This window comes from Nocardia citri (assembly GCF_054065835.1).
Genome location: NZ_JBSUQM010000007.1, coordinates 206,716 through 223,426, shown reverse-complemented (window position 1 = coordinate 223,426; position 16,711 = coordinate 206,716). Strand labels below are relative to the sequence as shown.

General features: G+C 65.2%; 17 protein-coding genes. 8 read left to right on the top strand and 9 right to left on the bottom strand.

Annotated elements, in window-relative coordinates; translation table 11 throughout:
- Window positions 1–65: 65 nt before the first annotated feature.
- The gene (locus ACW2Q0_RS13705; protein WP_457189896.1) at window positions 66–524 is read left to right on the top strand and encodes a hypothetical protein; all 459 of its coding nucleotides are present in this window, start codon (window positions 66–68) and stop codon (window positions 522–524) included.
- Window positions 525–740: 216 nt separating this feature from the next.
- Here the strand turns inward: ACW2Q0_RS13705 and ACW2Q0_RS13700 are convergent, their stop codons facing one another.
- A complete protein-coding gene (locus tag ACW2Q0_RS13700; RefSeq protein WP_457189894.1) occupies window positions 741–1,514 on the bottom strand; it encodes an SDR family oxidoreductase in 774 nt (257 codons plus the stop codon).
- A 61-nt stretch (window positions 1,515–1,575) separates the two neighbouring features.
- Between ACW2Q0_RS13700 and ACW2Q0_RS13695 the strand changes: the two genes are divergently transcribed.
- Entirely contained in the window at window positions 1,576–1,920 is a 345-nt protein-coding gene (locus tag ACW2Q0_RS13695; RefSeq protein WP_457189892.1) for a winged helix-turn-helix transcriptional regulator, read from the top strand.
- 65 nt (window positions 1,921–1,985) lie between these two features.
- Here the strand turns inward: ACW2Q0_RS13695 and ACW2Q0_RS13690 are convergent, their stop codons facing one another.
- Window positions 1,986–3,308 carry a TIGR03118 family protein gene (locus ACW2Q0_RS13690; protein ID WP_457190071.1) on the bottom strand — a complete coding sequence of 441 codons (1,323 nt, stop codon included), beginning with the start codon at window positions 3,306–3,308 and terminating at the stop codon, window positions 1,986–1,988.
- Window positions 3,309–3,466: 158 nt separating this feature from the next.
- Here ACW2Q0_RS13690 and ACW2Q0_RS13685 point away from each other — a divergent pair, with 158 nt between their 5' ends.
- Entirely contained in the window at window positions 3,467–3,973 is a 507-nt protein-coding gene (locus ACW2Q0_RS13685) for a peroxynitrite isomerase (protein ID WP_457190069.1), read from the top strand.
- Window positions 3,974–4,324: 351 nt separating this feature from the next.
- Here ACW2Q0_RS13685 and ACW2Q0_RS13680 read toward each other — a convergent pair whose 3' ends face one another.
- The 5 genes from ACW2Q0_RS13680 to dxr form a co-directional block, all read right to left on the bottom strand.
- Complete coding sequence (locus ACW2Q0_RS13680; protein WP_457189889.1) at window positions 4,325–6,112, bottom strand: penicillin-binding transpeptidase domain-containing protein; 1,788 nt, start codon at window positions 6,110–6,112, stop codon at window positions 4,325–4,327.
- 64 nt (window positions 6,113–6,176) lie between these two features.
- Window positions 6,177–7,040 (bottom strand): GNAT family N-acetyltransferase, encoded by an 864-nt coding sequence (locus ACW2Q0_RS13675; RefSeq protein WP_457189887.1) that lies wholly within the window; start codon window positions 7,038–7,040, stop codon window positions 6,177–6,179.
- A gap of 55 nt (window positions 7,041–7,095) precedes the next feature.
- Window positions 7,096–8,253 carry a flavodoxin-dependent (E)-4-hydroxy-3-methylbut-2-enyl-diphosphate synthase gene (gene ispG, locus ACW2Q0_RS13670; protein WP_457189885.1) on the bottom strand — a complete coding sequence of 386 codons (1,158 nt, stop codon included), beginning with the start codon at window positions 8,251–8,253 and terminating at the stop codon, window positions 7,096–7,098.
- 349 nt (window positions 8,254–8,602) lie between these two features.
- Complete coding sequence (locus ACW2Q0_RS13665; RefSeq protein ID WP_457189883.1) at window positions 8,603–9,802, bottom strand: M50 family metallopeptidase; 1,200 nt, start codon at window positions 9,800–9,802, stop codon at window positions 8,603–8,605.
- Window positions 9,803–9,992: 190 nt separating this feature from the next.
- Entirely contained in the window at window positions 9,993–11,132 is a 1,140-nt protein-coding gene (gene dxr, locus ACW2Q0_RS13660) for a 1-deoxy-D-xylulose-5-phosphate reductoisomerase (protein WP_457189881.1), read from the bottom strand.
- Between the two features lie 164 nt (window positions 11,133–11,296).
- Here dxr and ACW2Q0_RS13655 point away from each other — a divergent pair, with 164 nt between their 5' ends.
- Window positions 11,297–11,563 (top strand): DUF2631 domain-containing protein, encoded by a 267-nt coding sequence (locus ACW2Q0_RS13655; RefSeq protein ID WP_457189879.1) that lies wholly within the window; start codon window positions 11,297–11,299, stop codon window positions 11,561–11,563.
- 41 nt (window positions 11,564–11,604) lie between these two features.
- Here ACW2Q0_RS13655 and ACW2Q0_RS13650 read toward each other — a convergent pair whose 3' ends face one another.
- Window positions 11,605–12,540, bottom strand: coding sequence for a LysR family transcriptional regulator (locus ACW2Q0_RS13650; RefSeq protein ID WP_457189877.1), 936 nt, complete (start codon window positions 12,538–12,540; stop codon window positions 11,605–11,607).
- Between the two features lie 83 nt (window positions 12,541–12,623).
- Between ACW2Q0_RS13650 and ACW2Q0_RS13645 the strand changes: the two genes are divergently transcribed.
- Entirely contained in the window at window positions 12,624–13,037 is a 414-nt protein-coding gene (locus ACW2Q0_RS13645) for a DUF5997 family protein (protein WP_457189875.1), read from the top strand.
- A 219-nt stretch (window positions 13,038–13,256) separates the two neighbouring features.
- Complete coding sequence (locus tag ACW2Q0_RS13640) at window positions 13,257–14,048, top strand: SAM-dependent methyltransferase (protein ID WP_457189873.1); 792 nt, start codon at window positions 13,257–13,259, stop codon at window positions 14,046–14,048.
- Here ACW2Q0_RS13640 and ACW2Q0_RS13635 read toward each other — a convergent pair.
- On the bottom strand, window positions 14,045–15,082 hold the full coding sequence (locus ACW2Q0_RS13635) for a hypothetical protein (RefSeq protein ID WP_457189871.1): 1,038 nt from the start codon (window positions 15,080–15,082) through the stop codon (window positions 14,045–14,047). The two genes, ACW2Q0_RS13640 and ACW2Q0_RS13635, sit on opposite strands and share 4 nt — an antisense overlap.
- 120 nt (window positions 15,083–15,202) lie before the next feature.
- On the opposite strand from ACW2Q0_RS13635, the gene ACW2Q0_RS13630 reads away from it, so the two are divergent.
- Both ACW2Q0_RS13630 and ACW2Q0_RS13625 read left to right on the top strand, forming a co-directional pair.
- Complete coding sequence (locus ACW2Q0_RS13630) at window positions 15,203–16,231, top strand: alpha/beta hydrolase (protein ID WP_457189869.1); 1,029 nt, start codon at window positions 15,203–15,205, stop codon at window positions 16,229–16,231.
- A 220-nt stretch (window positions 16,232–16,451) separates the two neighbouring features.
- Window positions 16,452–16,652 (top strand): hypothetical protein, encoded by a 201-nt coding sequence (locus ACW2Q0_RS13625; protein ID WP_457189867.1) that lies wholly within the window; start codon window positions 16,452–16,454, stop codon window positions 16,650–16,652.
- Window positions 16,653–16,711 lie beyond the last annotated feature (59 nt).

Genomic DNA, 16,711 nt, shown 5'->3' with positions numbered 1-16,711 from the left:
CGGCTCGAGTAATGTGTGCCCCGATGACCAGCATGGAAGCTCGTTTCCGTGAAGCAGCACGGACCGTGTCCCTCCCCAGTCCTTGGAATCTATCCGCCTACCTCGCAAGTGTCGCCGCGCACCGTGGTCGTTCCATCTCACTACAGGCGATCCCCGGGGCCGCGCTCGCGGATATCGGGTGTCGCGGCAGCGGACTCTGGGTGACCCGCGGTCATGACGACATCATCGTCTACGACGCGTCCGCCACCGAGCGCAATGCGGATCACATCATCCTGCACGAAATCGGTCACATGCTGTTCGGACACGGCAAGGCGGGCGCGGAGGCGGGCGAGCCGATCACACCGTCGCTGGCCGCACTGCTGCCATCCATCTCGCCGTCCTCGATCAGGCACGTACTCGGCCGCGAACATTTCGGCACCGACCGCGAACGGAAAGCGGAGGTATTCGCCGATATGACCATGGTCTACGCGACCCTGCCGCGCCGCCCGGCGCGTTCATTCCGCCTGTTCGGGCGCGGGCGCTAGCCATCCGGTAGTCACGGGCGCCCTCGCGTACGTCGTCGACGAGATTCCGATAGCCATCCGCCAGCTCGTCGAGCTGCAACCACGCCTCGTTAAGACAGCCTCCGGCGCCTCGGACAGCGGCACGAAGGCCAGCGCGTCCATTGTTCGCGGCAAATCTTCAGTAACCAGAACTATGGTCCGACCGTCGACCGAGGGACACACGGCCGAACTGTTCGACTAGTAGGCGGGGATCCCCTCGGCCGCGGCGTCCGCGAGATAGTCCTGACCGCCGACATAGAACGTGTGGCCGGATTCGCTTGCGGCACTTGCGGCTTCACCGACAACTGCGGCGAACTCCGCGATGGTCGGTAGTGCGCCGTGATCACGCCGCTCCGAAACGGCCTCGGGATTACGGCGCTCCAGCAAGCGGACGATGATCGTGCCATCGATCATGTCACCGGACACCACATTCAACCCGATGCCACCCTCGGTCAGCTCCGGAACCATTGCGCGCAAGGCGTCTTCGCCCGCGCGCTTGCTCGCGGCAATCGGCTCATAGTCCGCCGGAACGGGTTTGCGGCCGTGGAAGTGGGCCTGATGGCTGGTTACGAAGACGATCCGGCCACCGAATGGCAGATGCGGCAACACCGCTCGCACCAAACGAACCTGCGCGTCACGATTCAATGCCATCGCATAGTCGGGCGCGGCACCGCGCTCGAGTCCACCGGATGCGTTGAGCACCAGCACATCCAGCCGACCGAACTCCGCCACCACATCGGCGATCAGGGCGGCGGTGGCGTCCGCATCCGCGATATCCGCACCCGCGATCGACGCACTGCCACCGGCCGCAACGATCTCATCGGCGATCGCCTCGGCGCGCCTGCGCTTGTCCCGGTAGTTGATGATCACGTGATCACCACCGGCCGCCAGTACTTTCGCCGTCTCGGCCCCGATCCCCCGCGACGCGCCAGTGATCAGCACAATCCGTCGTTCCGTCGAATCGCCCACCATCTGCCTCCCGCTCACAGCCCACAGCAATGCTTCTAATTTAGAATCACTATGGTAGTTCGAAATGAGAAGTGCAAATGGAGCCGAGCCGTCGCGCGGGCGAAACGACCCGGCCCACGCACCCATGCTGGCCACCATGGAGCTCATCGGCCAACGCTGGATCCTGCGCGTCCTCTGGGAACTGGAACCCGGCCGCCTCGGCTTCCTCGAACTGCGCCGCCGCATGGGCAACTGTTCGTCGAGCATGCTCTCGACCCGCCTGCAATACCTGCAGACCGCGGGCGTAATCGCCAAGAACGCGGACAAAACCTACGAACTGACACCTGCGGGCAACGATCTCACCGCGGCCCTACAACCACTATGGAGCTGGTCCGAACGCTGGACCCCGCAATCTCCCGCTGCCGAGTAGTAGTACCTACGACAAAAGGCGGTCCCCGGTGTACGACCGGGAACCGCCTTCGCCCGCCGCAGGGGCTACTTCACACGGAGCTTTCCGAAAAGGCCTTCCTTCTCGTCGTCCGGGCCCGCGGTGAAGTACAGCGAGTCGGCGTCGCCGAGGCTCTCGCCATTACCGAACATCAGTGCCCACAGACCCTCGATCTCGACCGGTTGGCCCTTCTCATCGCGCAGGTAGTCGACGAACTTGCCGGTGGCGTCGTCATAGGCGAGTACATGGCCGAGACCGCCGAAATTGCCGACCAGCAGCTTGCCGCTGAGCGGGCCGAAGTTGGCGGGCGCCACCGTGATACCCCACGGCGCATTGAGGCGAGCGCCGTCGTCGAGGATGCGCACCAGCTTGCCGTTGCCGTCGAACTCCGCGACCTTGCCCTTGCCGGGCTTGCCCTTGGCGTCCTTCTCCTGGTTCTTGTCCAGCGAATCCTCTTCGGCCTTGTCGAACTTGGACGCGTCCCGCTCATCCGGCTTGGTATCGGCGTAGGAGACGAATACGCGGTTTCCGATGGTGGTCACATTGAACGGCGCGGGATCGCCGGGCTTGGCCTTCTTGCCCTTATCCGGTGCCGCCGCGTCGATCTGGTCGCCGGTGGCGAAGGGGTTGGCGAAGCCGACGGTCGGGATCAGCTGCCAATCCTTGTCGAATGTGCGGATCTGCGGGTTCTCGCCGAAGTCGGCGGCGAGCAGCTTATCGCCGGACGGGGCGAGCGCGATGCCGAAGAACGCCATGCCCTGGGACTCACCGTCGAAGACCAGATTCGCGGGACCGTCATGCCGGATGATCGCGCCCTCGGGCCCCTGCTCGGTCCAAGCCGAAATCTTGCCGGAGTCGGTGGCGAAGATGAACCGCGACGAACCGGTCAGCAGCAGCGGCGCACCGTCGATATCCACCGGCTGGTCGCGCACGACGAACAGATCGGAGGTGATGGGAGCGCCGTTGAAGACGACACCGGTGGTCTTGCCGACGCTCTTGTCCGAGGTGTCGGCATCCGCGCCCGGAATCGTGACGATCTTCAGCGGATCCTGGAATAGTTTCTGCACCTCGGGATTCGCGGACGCGCTGACATCGCCGACGAATTGGAAGGACTTACCGCCCGCGCCGACCCAGAAATGCCCGCCCGCACCCTTGGGGCGATCGGCCAGCCCCCACGCGTTCACCATATCCGGAAAGGTGTACTGCGCTTTGTGTTCGGCATTGTTGGCGGCGAGGTTGGTCTGCGCATAGTGATTGCCGTCCAGGGCAGGCACTTCATCGTTCGACGACTTCGAATCCGAGCATGCCGCGGCCACAACCAGGGCAGCGCCGAGCACCGAGGCGCGTAGCAGACCATTGCGGGTTCGCATCCGCCGGGCACCGTTGCGGCGCGATTCACTAAGGCGTGCGTTCAACTTCTTTGTCCTTTCCAGCCACTCGCAACCCTCATTTGGCGATTAGGCGACGCTAACCTTAACTTGGAGGAATTTCGACGGTACGGGAACACCTCGCATCCGACAGGTTTAAGCTGTCGCGCGTGGTCGCCCCTCAACCCGCTGTCACCATCCACCCCGATATCGCTGCGCTCGCACCGCTGCTCGGCACGTGGCGCGGACTTGGGCACGGCGAATACCCGACCATCGAGTCATTCGACTATGTCGAAGAAATCAAGTTCGGCCACCTCGGCCGACCATTCCTCACCTACCGGCAGCGCACCCGCGCCGCCGAGGGGAGTCGCCCGATGCACGCCGAAACCGGTTATCTGCGCTGCCCGCGCCCGGATCACGTCGAATTGATCCTGGCCCACCCGACCGGCATCACCGAGATCTGCGAGGGCGGCCTCACCGTTGCCGATGGCGAACTGCAGATGGAGTTCGAATCGACCGGCATCGCCCGCAGCAGTACCGCGAAACTGGTGACCGCGCTCGGCCGTTCGATTGTATTGACCGGCGACACCATCGAATACACCCTGCGTATGGCCGCGGTCGGCGAACCGCTGACCCACCACCTGGCGGCAACGCTGCACCGCGCCTGACAAACCGCGTCGGGTTACGTCACCACACACGCTGTGTAGTGACGATTCGCGCAGACTGCTCGCGCCGGGTCCGGACGCCAGGGCACAGAGATCCGCCCTTCGGCCTCGGCGGCAGTTTCAGCTGAGTTGGTGCGCAATGAGATCGGCTCGAGCGCGAAGTCGCCCGAAGCCGTCGCGGCAGGTTCGGCGGGCGCTTGGGCGGCGGGCGGCATCACGCCGTATCAGCTCCACGCCGCGACCGGTAGACGGCTAGCGAGAACCAATCCAGGTCCAGGAAAGCATGGCTGCCGTGGGTGAGCGCCCCGCGGCGCATGGCATCACACCCCGCGGAGTCCACCGGTCACACCTGGTTCAGTAGCCCCCGGGCAGGGCGGCGAGCATATCCCGCGTCACCGCGACGGCATTGTCCGAACTGCCGCCCTTGACCAGCAGGGTCGCGAAAGCCAGATCCCCGCGATAGCCGACGAACCACGAATGCGAGCCACCGTCGACCTCGGCCTCGCCGGTTTTGCCGTATACCTCGCCCTGGTCGGCAATGCGTTCGGCGGTACCACCGGTGACCACCTTTCGCATCATCAGGCGCAGACCATCGATCACCTCCGCACCGATGACCGGACGGTCACCTTTGATTTCGGTGGTACGTCCGGCGATCAGATACGGCACGGGCGCCGACCCGTGCGCCACGGTCGCGGCGAGCACCGCCATCCCGAACGGACTCACCACCACCTTGCCCTGTCCGATACCGTCCTCGGTGCGCTGGATCATATCGTCGGCCGGCGGTACCGAACCCGATTCGGTCGGCAGGCCGACAACCGTGTAAGCCTGTCCCACACCGAGTTTCGCGGCCGTGTCGTGCAGTGCGTCACTCGGCAGCTCACTGGCCAGCTTCGCGAATGCGGTATTGCAGGATCGTTCGTAGGCGGTGGCCATCGGTACGTCACCGAGTTGGAAGAGGTTGTAGTTCGGAATTGTGCGCTCCCCGATGATAATTCGGCTCGGGCACGGCAAAATCGTTTCGGGAGTGGCCTTTCCGAGTGCCATTGCCGCGGCCGCAGTCACCGTCTTGAACACCGAACCCGGCGGATACTGGCCGATGGTGGCCACCGGACCGTCACGGTCGGCCGCCTTGTTCTGTGCGATGGCGAGAATCGCGCCGGTCGATGGCCGTAGCACCACCATCATGGTCTGCTCCGTGCGACCACCGACGGCGCGCTGTGCGGAATTCTGCACATTGCGATCGATGCTGAGCGAGAACGACGGAGCGGGCTGAGCGGGCACCTCGGTGAGGACATCGGTATCGGCGCCGTTGGCGTTCATGGTGACAACGCTCCAACCCGCCTTGCCATCCACCTCGGCGATCACGGTCTTGCGCACCTGCGCGAGCAGGTCGGGCGCGAAATCCCGGTCGGTGGGCACCATATCCCACTGCTGGGTCAGTTTTACCCCGGGCAGACCGATGAGATCGCCACTGACCTGGTCGAATTCGTGCTCACTCAACAGCGCGACGGCGTACTCACCCTTGGCGGCGTATGCCGCGCTCAGGATCGCCTCGGGGGTGAGATGGTCGTCGAAGCGGTTCAGCGCCGCCGCCAGCGATGTCGCCGTATAACTCGGATCCGGTGCGGAGGCCGCCGTGAACGCGACCCGAGATACCTTGCCCGGCACGAGCACATCGCTACCGGACTGCTCGTTCACCCTGGCACGCGGGGCCGGGTTGGCGCGCAGTGCCATGGTCTGGGTGGCGCCGAGTTTGGGGTGGATATCCGAGGACGTCCAGCGCACCATCCAGCGCCCGTCGCTGCGGCCCATCTGTAATTGTCCGGTGTATTTCCAGATCCGGTCCTTGGGCAGGCGCCATTCGTAGGTGTAGTCGACGGTCGCGGTATCACCGGTGACCCTGGCCGCGCCGGAATGCGCGGTCAACTTCTCGGCCTGCAACTGGTCCCATGCGGAACGCAGTGCAGTGGCCGCCTTCTCGGGCTGACTGGTGCGTTCGGCCGCGGCATCGATGTCGCGCTCGGCGAAGGCGGCGAGGTAGGCATCGGCCGCAGGCACCGGCCCCTGCGGGCTGGCCGAGCAACCGGATCCCGCCGCCGCGAACGCCGCGACGGCCAGCGTGATGAGCATGCGAGTCGACATCGGGACAGATCGTATAGCGATCAGCGAGCAAACGGCCGTGGCACACCGATGTTCGGCGCCGCGTTCAGTCGAGCAGGACGGTCGCGAAGGTGGCGATCTGTAGGAATCCGACCCGGCCGTAGGCCCGGCGGGCGATGTTGTTGTAGTCGTTGACGTACAGACTGGCGGTGCGACCGGATGCCACCACCGCATTCGCGACGGCGGCCGTACCGCGGGTGCCCAGGCCGTTGCCACGACGTTCGGGATGTACCCAAACGCCCTGGATCTGCCCGGTACGCCGGGAAAGCGAGCCCACCTCGGCCTTGAACACCACTTCGCCGTCCTCGAAGCGCGCCCAGGCGCGGCCGGATTCGATCAGGCTCTGGATCCGGCGCCGATAGCCGCGGCCGCCGTCACCCGCGCGCGGATCGACGCCCACCTCTTCGATGAACATGGCGATCGCCGCGGTGAGATAGCGCTCCAACTCACCCGGACGAACTCGGCGGACCTGCGCATCGGCGGTGGCCAGCGCGGGCTGGCCGAGGGCGAGCAGCGGCTGTGCCCCGCGTAGCTCGCGTTCCGGTCCCCAATGCGCGGACAACATCTCCCACAGCGGCAGCGTCAATTCCTGACGCCCGACCACCGACGAACACACCCGTGGCCAGCGGACCGCCCGAGCGGCGAAGGCGCGCAACGCGCCCTCGTTTCCGCGCAGTGGCACCAGATTCGCACCGGAGAAGCACAGCGATTCGGCAGGACCACCCCGGCTCCACAGTTCACCGCGCCCGACGCCGGTATCCAAGCCGAATTCCTGCAGCCGCGCCGCCACCATGCACGAGGCGATCGGATCACTATCCAGCACCCGTAACACCTGTGCCAGATCCCGATTCGCGAGCTGACGCGCGGGGGCATCCTTAGCCCGTCGCGCCGGCTCCAGCAGACTCCGCACATCGACAGCCTGCCACGAATCGCCCGACTGTGATACGGCTACTCCGGAACCCAGGTCAGCCGACCGTGACCACGGGTTCGCCGGTGTCAGCCGTTTCGCCCATCTCCTCGGCGATGCGCATGGCCTCTTCGATCAAGGTCTCCACGATCTGCGCCTCCGGCACGGTCTTGATGACCTGCCCCTTGACGAAGATCTGGCCCTTGCCATTGCCCGAGGCGACACCGAGGTCCGCCTCGCGCGCTTCACCCGGACCGTTCACCACGCAGCCCATCACGGCGACCCGCAGCGGCACCTCCATGCCCTCCAAACCGGCGCTCACCTCATTGGCCAAGGTGTACACATCGACCTGGGCGCGACCACAGGACGGACAAGAGACGATCTCGAGCTTGCGCGGGCGCAGGTTCAGCGACTGCAGGATCTGCCCGCCGACCTTGACCTCCTCGGCCGGCGGCGCGGACAGCGACACCCGAATCGTGTCGCCGATGCCCTCGGACAGCAGCGCACCGAACGCCACAGCGGATTTGATCGTGCCCTGGAACGCCGGACCGGCCTCGGTCACACCCAGGTGCAGCGGGTAATCGGACTGTGCGGCCAGCTGGCGGTAGGCCTCGACCATGACCACCGGATCGTTGTGCTTGACCGAGATCTTGATATCGCCGAAGCCGTGTTCCTCGAACAGGCTCGCCTCCCACAGCGCCGATTCCACCAGCGCCTCCGGGGTTGCCTTGCCGTACTTCTCCAACATCCGCTTATCCAACGAACCGGCATTCACGCCGATGCGAATCGGGATGCCCGCCGCGCCGGCGGCCTTGGCCACCTCGCCGACCCGGCCGTCGAATTCCTTGATATTGCCCGGATTCACGCGCACCGCGGCGCAACCCGCATCGATGGCGGCGAAGATATAGCGCGGCTGGAAGTGGATATCCGCGATCACCGGGATCTGGCTCTTGCGCGCGATGGTCGCCAGTGCGTCGGCGTCCTCCTGGCGCGGGCAGGCGACGCGCACGATATCGCACCCCGAGGCCGTCAATTCGGCGATCTGCTGCAGGGTGGCGTTGACGTCATGGGTCTTGGTGGTGGTCATGGACTGCACGGAAATCGGGTGATCGCTACCGACGCCCACATTGCCCACCATCAGTTGGCGGGTCTTGCGGCGAGGCGCGAGAACGGCCGCGGGTGCGGTCGGCATCCCCAATCCGATTGTGCTGGTCACTTTCGGCTGCCTACTTTCGTGCGTTACTGTTTCGGGCCGTTCGCCTATCGAGCTTAGCCGCGCGCTGCGACTGCTCACCCTGTGACGGCCATGACATGAGTCATGACACGCATATGCCCCGAAGTGCCAGTGGTCCGGATTTCGCGGTGGCTATCGAGGCACAATCGCGACCGGTCCGCGCGTCAGTGGAACAACTGGATCGGATTCACGATGTCGGCGACCAGCGTGAGCACCATATGCGCACCGCCGATCACCACTGCGACGTAGGTTACCGGTAGCAGTTTCGGATAGTCGACCGGACCGCCCGCGTCCGCTCTGTCTCGGTCGTCGGGGCTTCCCGCGAGCTCGATCAGAAAAGTCGGATCGGATTCACGATATCCGCGGCGATCGTCAACAGCATGTACGCACCACCTATCACCACAACGACATAGGTGACAGGTAACAGTTTCAGATAGTCAACCGGCGCGCCCGGCGCCAGTCCCTTCCAGCCGCGAATCGTGTTACGCACCTTCTCGTACAGCACCACCGCGATATGCCCACCGTCCAGCGGCAAAAGCGGCAGCAGGTTGAACGCGCCGAGGAAGAAATTCAGACTGGCCAGCACCAAAATGAAGACGTTCCACAAGCCGCGCTCCGCGGTCTCGCCGCCGATCTTGCTGGCGCCATACACGCTGACCGGCGTCTCCGGATCGCGCTCACCGCCGGTGACCGCGGTCCACAGCGCCGAGACCTTCTGCGGCAGCTGCGCCAGCGATACGACGGTACGGGTGAACACCTGCCCCGTATACGCACCGGCCGCCGGGATCGCGGCGAGCACGTTGTACTGCAGCGGCTCGTAGTACTCGGCGCCGACGCCGACCGCGCTGACCTCCCTACCCGGTCCATTCTTCTCCGGGTAGCGGGTGACACGCTGCGGGGTGACCTCGATGGTCTTGGTCTGGCCGTCGCGTTCGATCGTGTAGCTGAAGGTGCCGGTCTGCTTCTGGGTTTCGGCGGTGAACTGTTGCCAGGTGTCGACCTTCACGCCGTTCACCTTCTTGACCACATCACCGCGCTGCAGGCCGGCCCGCTGCGCCGGCCCGGTGCCGTCACAGTTCAGGATCGACTGGTCCGGATTCTGCTGCGGCACACAGCTCATCGCACCGATGGTGGTGGCGGGCGGCTGGTCCAAACGCGGCAGACCCCAGCCGACCGCGAGCACCACCAGCAGCAGGAACCCGAGCAGGAAATTCATCGCGATCCCGCCGAACATCACCACCAGGCGCTTCCAGGTGGCCTGGCGGTACATGGCGCGGTCGAGATCCTCGGGTGCCAGTTCGTCCAATGCCGTCATGCCCGCGATATCGCAGAAGCCGCCGAGCGGCAGCGCCTTGAGGCCGTATTCGGTTTCACCGCGCCGGAACGAGAAAATCTTGGGACCGAAGCCGATGAAATAGCGCCGCACCTTCATGCCGGTGGACTGGGCTGCCCACATATGCCCGCATTCGTGCAGCGCGATCGAAATCGTGATGCCGAGGGCGAACAGTACGAACCCCAACGCGAACACCATTTGCTGTACAGCCCTCCTGCGTTGCGCAGCTCGCCTCGAATGAAGTGCGGCCGTCCGCAGCGGCCGCGATTACCCGCACCGGCGCGTCCATCTACGCCGCGAGCACCCCGACCACAGTAACCGGACGCCGACCAACCCTCTCCGGTAAGTCTGCCAGGCCGCCGTCCTGCGGCGCGCCCCATACGTTCGATCAGCGGTTGACCAGCGCCCGTGCGTAGTCGCGGGCCCAGGTATCGGCGGCGAGTACGTCCCGCAGGGTCTCCGGTTCGGCACGCCACCGATCGGCCGCCTCGACCGCGCGCGCGACGGTGCCCACGATATCCGGGAAACGAATGATCCCGTCCAGGAAGGCTTGCACCGCAATCTCATTCGCCGCGTTATAGACCGCGGTGACACTGCCACCCGCGGTACCCGCCTGCCTGGCCAACTCGACCGCAGGGAATACCGCAGTGTCGACCGGCTCGAATTCCCAGGTCGACGCGGTGCTGAAGTCACACGCGGCGGCCGCGCCCGGCACCCGATCGGGCCAGCCGAGAGCCAGTGCGATCGGCAGCTTCATATCGGGCGGGCTGGCCTGGGCCAGCGTGGAGCCGTCGGTGAAGGTGACCATCGAGTGCACGATCGACTGCGGATGCACCGTGACATCTATGCGCTCGTACGGCACCCCGAACAGCAGATGCGTCTCGATCAGTTCGAGGCCCTTGTTCACCAGCGATGCCGAATTCAGCGTATTCATCAGTCCCATCGACCAGGTCGGATGCGCCTTCGCCTCGGACGGATTCACCGATTCCAGCATTTCGGTGGTCCAGCCGCGGAACGGGCCGCCCGATGCGGTCAGCACCAGCCGATCCACCTCCTCGGCCCGGCCGCCGCGCAGGCATTGGGCGAGGGCGGAATGTTCGGAATCAACCGGGACGATCTGGCCGGGTGCGGCAGCGCGGGTCACCAGGGAGCCGCCCGCGACGAGGGATTCCTTATTCGCCAACGCCAGGCGGGTGCCCGATTGCAGGGTCGCCAGGGTCGGCTCCAGGCCGAGCGAGCCGACCAATGCGTTGAGTACGACATCGGCCTCGGTTCGGCGCACCAACTCGGTGACCGCGCCGGGACCGCTCAGTGCGAGGTCGAGCTGGGTGCCCGCGGCCGGATCGGCGACCGCGACATTGCGGGTCCCGGTGGCCGCCATCTGTGCCGCGAGCAGCCCGGTATTGCCGCCGCGCGCGGCCAGGCCGACCACCTCGAACTTGTCGGGATTGGCGGCAATCACCTCGAGCGCCTGGGTACCGATGGAACCGGTGCTGCCGAGCAGAAGGACTCTCACGATGTCGGACACGAGCCCATTGTGGCAGCGGGGCCGGCAACGCGCCCGCAGGCGGTAGCCTGCCAACCACGTAGGCGCCGCCAGCTCCGCCTATCGAACACAGCCCTGCTGGCTACGACGAGCGGTCGTATGTCACGATATCGGCAGCAACGCCCACACCGAGCTAAGGAGCGATCGTGGCCGCCACGGAACTCGAACCCACCAGTGACCGCGCAATCGTCACCCACGTGGATACCGCCGAGGTTCCGTCCGCCGAATGGGGCTGGAGCGGGGAATCGCGCCGCACCTTCCGCACCGCGGGCTGGATCGTTTGCATCATCCTGCTGGCCATGATGATCGGCAACCACAAGGGCCACATCGAGGACCTGTTCCTGGTCGGCTTCGCCGCTGTTATCGCGGGCGTCTTGATCCGCGACTCGATCCTGCGCCGCAAGCCGCGGTAGTCGACGCCGAAAGGCATTGACTCGGTCAAGGATTGGCCCGCCTAACGCCCTCGTCGCTTGGCGGGCTTTTTCTTGGCTCCGGTGTTCTTGACGGCGCTCTTCGCGGAACCCAGCGTCGAGCGCTTCGCGGCGGTGGACTTCTTCGGCTCGGTCTCCCTGCGCCGCGCCTGGGTGCGCGAACTGCGTTCCGAGCGACCGCGCACGATGCCGACGAACTCCTCGATCAGCTCGGTGGTCTGGGCGGCGGGCCAGGCCAGGGCGATTTCGGTATCTGGGACGCCCATCATGGTTCGGTAGACGAGGTCGCGCCGGGCGTACAGGCGGGCGATGGAATGCGGGACGATGACGACCCCGACACCAGCCGCGACCAATTCGATGGTGCCCGCGATCGCATCGATATCGCTCGCGTCCTGGATCCGTTCCCCCTCCAGATCGCCCATGCCCACCTGTTCGAACAGCGACAGCGTGTGGTCCTTGGGCAGCACGACGACAGGCAGCTCGCGGTAGAGCGGAATCGCGCTCAGACCCGCACGATCGATGGGTAGGCGGACGAAGCAGGCATCGACGCGCCCCTCACGCAGCGCGGCGAGCTGTTCGACCATCGGGATCGGGATCACCTCCAGCGGGGTGTCGGGAAACCGCTCGCCCCAGATCCGTGTCCACTTGGAGACCGTGACGCCCGGGACGAAGCCGATTCGGAGCACGACCTCCGCCGCGGCCAAGGGCTCGGGCTCCTCGGCGCGTGCGATGATATCCCTGGCAGCGCGCAGCAATTCCTGTCCGGCCTCGGTCAGCTGGGTCGGCTGCACTCCGGGCACGAAGAGTTCGGTCCCGAGTTCGTGCTCCAAGTCGATCACGGTATGACTCAACTTCTGCCGCGATATGTGCAGCGATTTCGCCGCGCGGGCGAAATGCAGTTCCTCGGCAACCGCGACGAACCAGCGCAGGCGGGTCACGTCGATGGACTCGGGGTTCATTCGTATGAGGGTATTGCCACGGGGGCCGGGGACTTACGAGGCGGGTGGTCTGGAGCCGCCGTGGGGCCCGATAGTCTGTACCGGTGAGCCCGGATAAGAAACCGCAGACCATGAAGCCGCTGACCGCGGCGAATAAGCTCGGCATCTACCTTCCGGCGACGCCCGAGGAATTCCGCAACACCCCGATCTCCCGCGCCGAACTCGAAGAACTGCGCACCAATCCCCCGGCCTGGCTGACCGAACTTCGCAAGACCGGCCCATTCCCCCGCGATATCGTCGCCCGCAAACTCGGAGTTTCCAATACCGGCCTGGCCCGCGCCGAAGTCTCGGACGCGATGAACGTCGAGGAAATCGCCGCCCTGATCGCCGACCCGCCCGAATGGCTCATTCGCGAGCGCGAGAACTACGCCGCGATGCGGCAGGAGAACGAGCGCATCAAAGTCCAACAGGCCGAACGCCGCGCCGCCTCCAACCGCCCCGCCAAGAACCGTCCCTAGCAGCCGCGCCCATTCGGGGTTGTGGCTGCGTTTTGAGGACGATGGAAGTGGTTGTGTCGCACCGGTTTTCGCGGTGACCAGTTGGCACGTTCCGTCGGTGCCCGAGCGTCGCAATCGACTACAACAAAGGATTCACCGCTATCGAGCGGCGCAGTTCGATCCAACCGGACAAATGACCAGACGTTGTTACGATGTGTCGAAGAACATCTAGGAGGTGCGGTGGCTGAGGCCGATCGGGCACCGGCGGGCGTCGATCCATCCAAGCCGAACGCAGCTCGGGTGTACAACTACCTGCTCGACGGTAAAGACAACTACACGGTGGACCAGCGGATCGCCGAGCGCATGCTCGCGGTCGCGCCCGACACCAAGACGACGGCATGGTTCAGTCGCCAATTCCTACTTCGAGCCGTCCAAGACGCCGCCGAGGCCGGAATTCGGCAGTTCATCGACATCGGTGCCGGTATCCCCATCTCGCCCAATGTGCACGAGATAGCGCAGAAGATCGACCACACGGCCCGCGTGGTGATGATCGACTACGACCCGGTCGTGCACGTGCACACGCACGCATTGTTGTCCGGCGCGTCCGGTGTCACATCGATACTCGGTGATATTCGCCGAACGGACGAGATCATCGAGAAGGCGAAGATCCAGGGACACATCGACTTCGACCAGCCGGTCGCGATCCTGATCGTCGGCGTGCTGCACTTCGTCATGGACGATGAGCATCCGGCCGATATCGTCGCGCGCTTGCGCGATGAGATGGCACCGGGAAGCATCCTCGCCTTCACCCACGGATCCGTCGACACCCGACCGGAGTTCGTCGAGCGGTCGACCGCAGACACCGACGGCAGCTCGGCACAGGTGCAATTCCGGACCCCAGAAATGGTGGCTGCGTACCTGGAGGGTTTCGAGGTCGTCGGACCCGGTCTGGTGCCGGTACAGGAATGGCTCGACGACAACCTGCCGCGCACCACGTTGGTGATCCTGGGCGGCGTCGGTCGCAAGCCTTAGGTCGCGGCGAGCGTATCGGCACGGGCCGCGAGCGCATCGGCGGTCGGACGCGGACGGCGACCGAGGCCACATGCGCTCGCGACGCCGTCGACCGGTCTGCCCAGTGCGTTCTCGATCATCCGTAAGGTCTCGGCTTGCGCTGCCAAGGTAGGCGCGTCATGGACGAATCCCGCGTAGAAATTGGTGCCCTCGCCGAGTAATAGGTCGGCGAGGGGTGCGTAGAACACGGGGTTCGCCGACGGCGGGATGTCTCCGGCCGCGAGCGGACCATGCAGATAGGTCAGCGGGCGATCCGAGGGCCACTGCCGGACAACGGAATTGGCCAGCTCCACGAAGGGGTGCAGATCGCGCATCCGGACCCGGGATTTGTTGCGCATGCTGCCGACGCACAGGTGCACGCCGAACCTCGTTCCCACAGGAGCGGATTCGGCCAGCGCGGCGATCCCCGCGCCGAGGCGCAATGCCGCCTCCACTCGTTGGTGCACTGGCTGCGTCTTCGCCATGAGCACCATTTCCGCGGTGGCCTCCAATTGCACGACACCGTCGGTACCGACCATTTCGTGGATGGCCGCGATATCGCGCACGGTCGCGTCACGGAAGGCCTTGCGGTGCGAATGGACACCGGAAATGCCCATGGCGATGAATGCCAGGGTGAAATCGGTCGGCATGCCGATCTGGAGGGTCAGTCCGGGCAAATCGCGCGCCGCGCGCAAATCCCGGAAAATCGGGAGCGCCTCCTGGGACTCGGCGAGATAACCGAGATCCATCATGTCGCCTGTCAGCTCACGCCCCAGTGGGACGCGATGGATGGTCCGCTCCCGACTCGACCGCCACGTGCCCGACTTCTTTACTTCCAACGCGCCCTGCGCCACCAGATCCTCGATGATCGGTTGGACGTAGAACTCGTAGCGACGCGTCTCGCCCGTCGGGAGCGTACGGAGCCGCGACCCCGCGGCATCGAGCATCGCGCGCATCGCGTCGTCCGTACTCGTACCCGGATAGCTGCCGACGAAATGCACACCACGCGAACCCATGCCGTGCATCGTAGATCGTGTCTTCGGCACGCAACCCCATAGCTACGGATCTTCGTGTGCGGTATGGTGATTCGCCAGAAGATGGCGCGGCGCACGATATTCCCATTCGGAGGGAACGCGGTGACGAAAAAGCTCTACGCCCGAATGCTGGTGGCCGCTACCGCGGCTGCGACGATCTTCGGTGTGGTGCCGGGCGTGGCCGATGCCGATCCGGCTGCCTCGCCCGATCGGTGCCAGCAAATCACTTTCCCGGTACCGCAGGGGACCTTGGACGCTACCCTGTGCCTGCCGGACCGGCCGGCCGACACCGTCATGGTGTTGATGGCGGGCTCCAACTACAACCACACCTACTGGGATTTCCCTTACGCCCCAGAGACTTACAACTTCCGGCGCGCGATGAACGCCGCGGGCTACGCGACGCTGGTGGCCGACCGACTCGGTAACGGCGCGAGCACCCGCCCGCCGAGCACGTCACTGACCGCAACCGCCACCGCAGCAGCCTTGCACGACATCGTGCAGGCTCTGCGCCACGGGCTCGCGGGCACACAACCGTTCGGCAAAGTCGTCACCGGTGGTCATTCGCTCAGCTCCGGCACCTCGGTCATGGAAGCCACCACCTACCACGACGTCGACGGCGTGCTGCTCACCGGATACTCGCACACCCTGAGCGTGCCGGACGTCCTCGGTGTGATCGGCACCTACTACCAGGCCCTACAGGATCCCGTATTCGCCAGCCGCGGATACGATTCGGGCTATCTGGTGACTCGACCAGGCACCCGGGCCGGCGACTTCTTCGGACCGGACAATGTCGATCCGCAGGTGCTCGCACTCGATGAGGCGACCAAGGAAACCTTCTCGCTCACCGAATATCCCGACGGACTCACCTCTACCCTGCCCGGGATGTCGAGCCTCATCACCGCCCCGGTCATGCTGGTCAATGGCAGCTTGGACCGGTTGTCTTGCGGACCCGCCTATTCGATCTGCACCGATAGCGCAACCCTGCAGGCCGCGGAAGCTGCGTTCTTCGCTCCGGCCGCGCGGTTGCGCACCTTCGTGTTGCCCGGCAGCGGGCATTCGGTGAATCTCGCACGGAATACCGCGCAGTATCAGACTGCCGTCATCGACTGGATGAAGTCGATCACCGGATGAGCCCTCAGCTCAATCCGATTGCGGTGGTATAGATTCCGCGATGTCGGAATCGGCCACAGTCCCTGTTGGATCTACCCGCGAATGCCACTGGTAAACAGCACTTTTCAGGCCGCGCCGGGACGAAATCCACTCGATTAGCCGACCGAATCCGGGGTAGGTCGCCCATGTGGTCCGAACCGGGGGCCGCAGATAGTTCCAGCTACCGAAAAGGAGTGCCACTATGGCAGATCCGAAGAACCCCGGGCAGTTCGGCAATCGCAAGGACACCCAGGAGCAGGCCAGCAAGGGTGGAAGGGCCAGTACCGGCAGCTTCGGCCAGCCCAACGCCGCAGACCCGCACGAGGCAGGCCGCAAGGGCGCGCAGGCACAGCCGACCGCGGCCAAGCAGAAGGGCGGCCAACACAGCCACAGCGGCAGCTAGTTCTCTCGTCGAACAGGCCTCGGTTGACTCCGGGGCCCGTTCGCGGGCGTCGAATATCA

What these genes read in the sequence shown, in the direction of transcription:
- ACW2Q0_RS13635 (WP_457189871.1), bottom strand. Translation starts at nt 15,082, where the DNA reads ATGGGTTCGCGTGGTGTGCATTTCGTCGGCAGCTATCCGGGTACGAGT.
- ACW2Q0_RS13695 (WP_457189892.1), top strand. Translation starts at nt 1,576, where the DNA reads ATGAGAAGTGCAAATGGAGCCGAGCCGTCGCGCGGGCGAAACGACCCG.
- ACW2Q0_RS13680 (WP_457189889.1), bottom strand. Translation starts at nt 6,112, where the DNA reads ATGTCGACTCGCATGCTCATCACGCTGGCCGTCGCGGCGTTCGCGGCG.
- ACW2Q0_RS13650 (WP_457189877.1), bottom strand. Translation starts at nt 12,540, where the DNA reads ATGAACCCCGAGTCCATCGACGTGACCCGCCTGCGCTGGTTCGTCGCG.
- ACW2Q0_RS13700 (WP_457189894.1), bottom strand. Translation starts at nt 1,514, where the DNA reads ATGGTGGGCGATTCGACGGAACGACGGATTGTGCTGATCACTGGCGCG.
- ACW2Q0_RS13665 (WP_457189883.1), bottom strand. Translation starts at nt 9,802, where the DNA reads ATGGTGTTCGCGTTGGGGTTCGTACTGTTCGCCCTCGGCATCACGATT.
- ACW2Q0_RS13690 (WP_457190071.1), bottom strand. Translation starts at nt 3,308, where the DNA reads ATGCGAACCCGCAATGGTCTGCTACGCGCCTCGGTGCTCGGCGCTGCC.
- ACW2Q0_RS13625 (WP_457189867.1), top strand. Translation starts at nt 16,452, where the DNA reads ATGGCAGATCCGAAGAACCCCGGGCAGTTCGGCAATCGCAAGGACACC.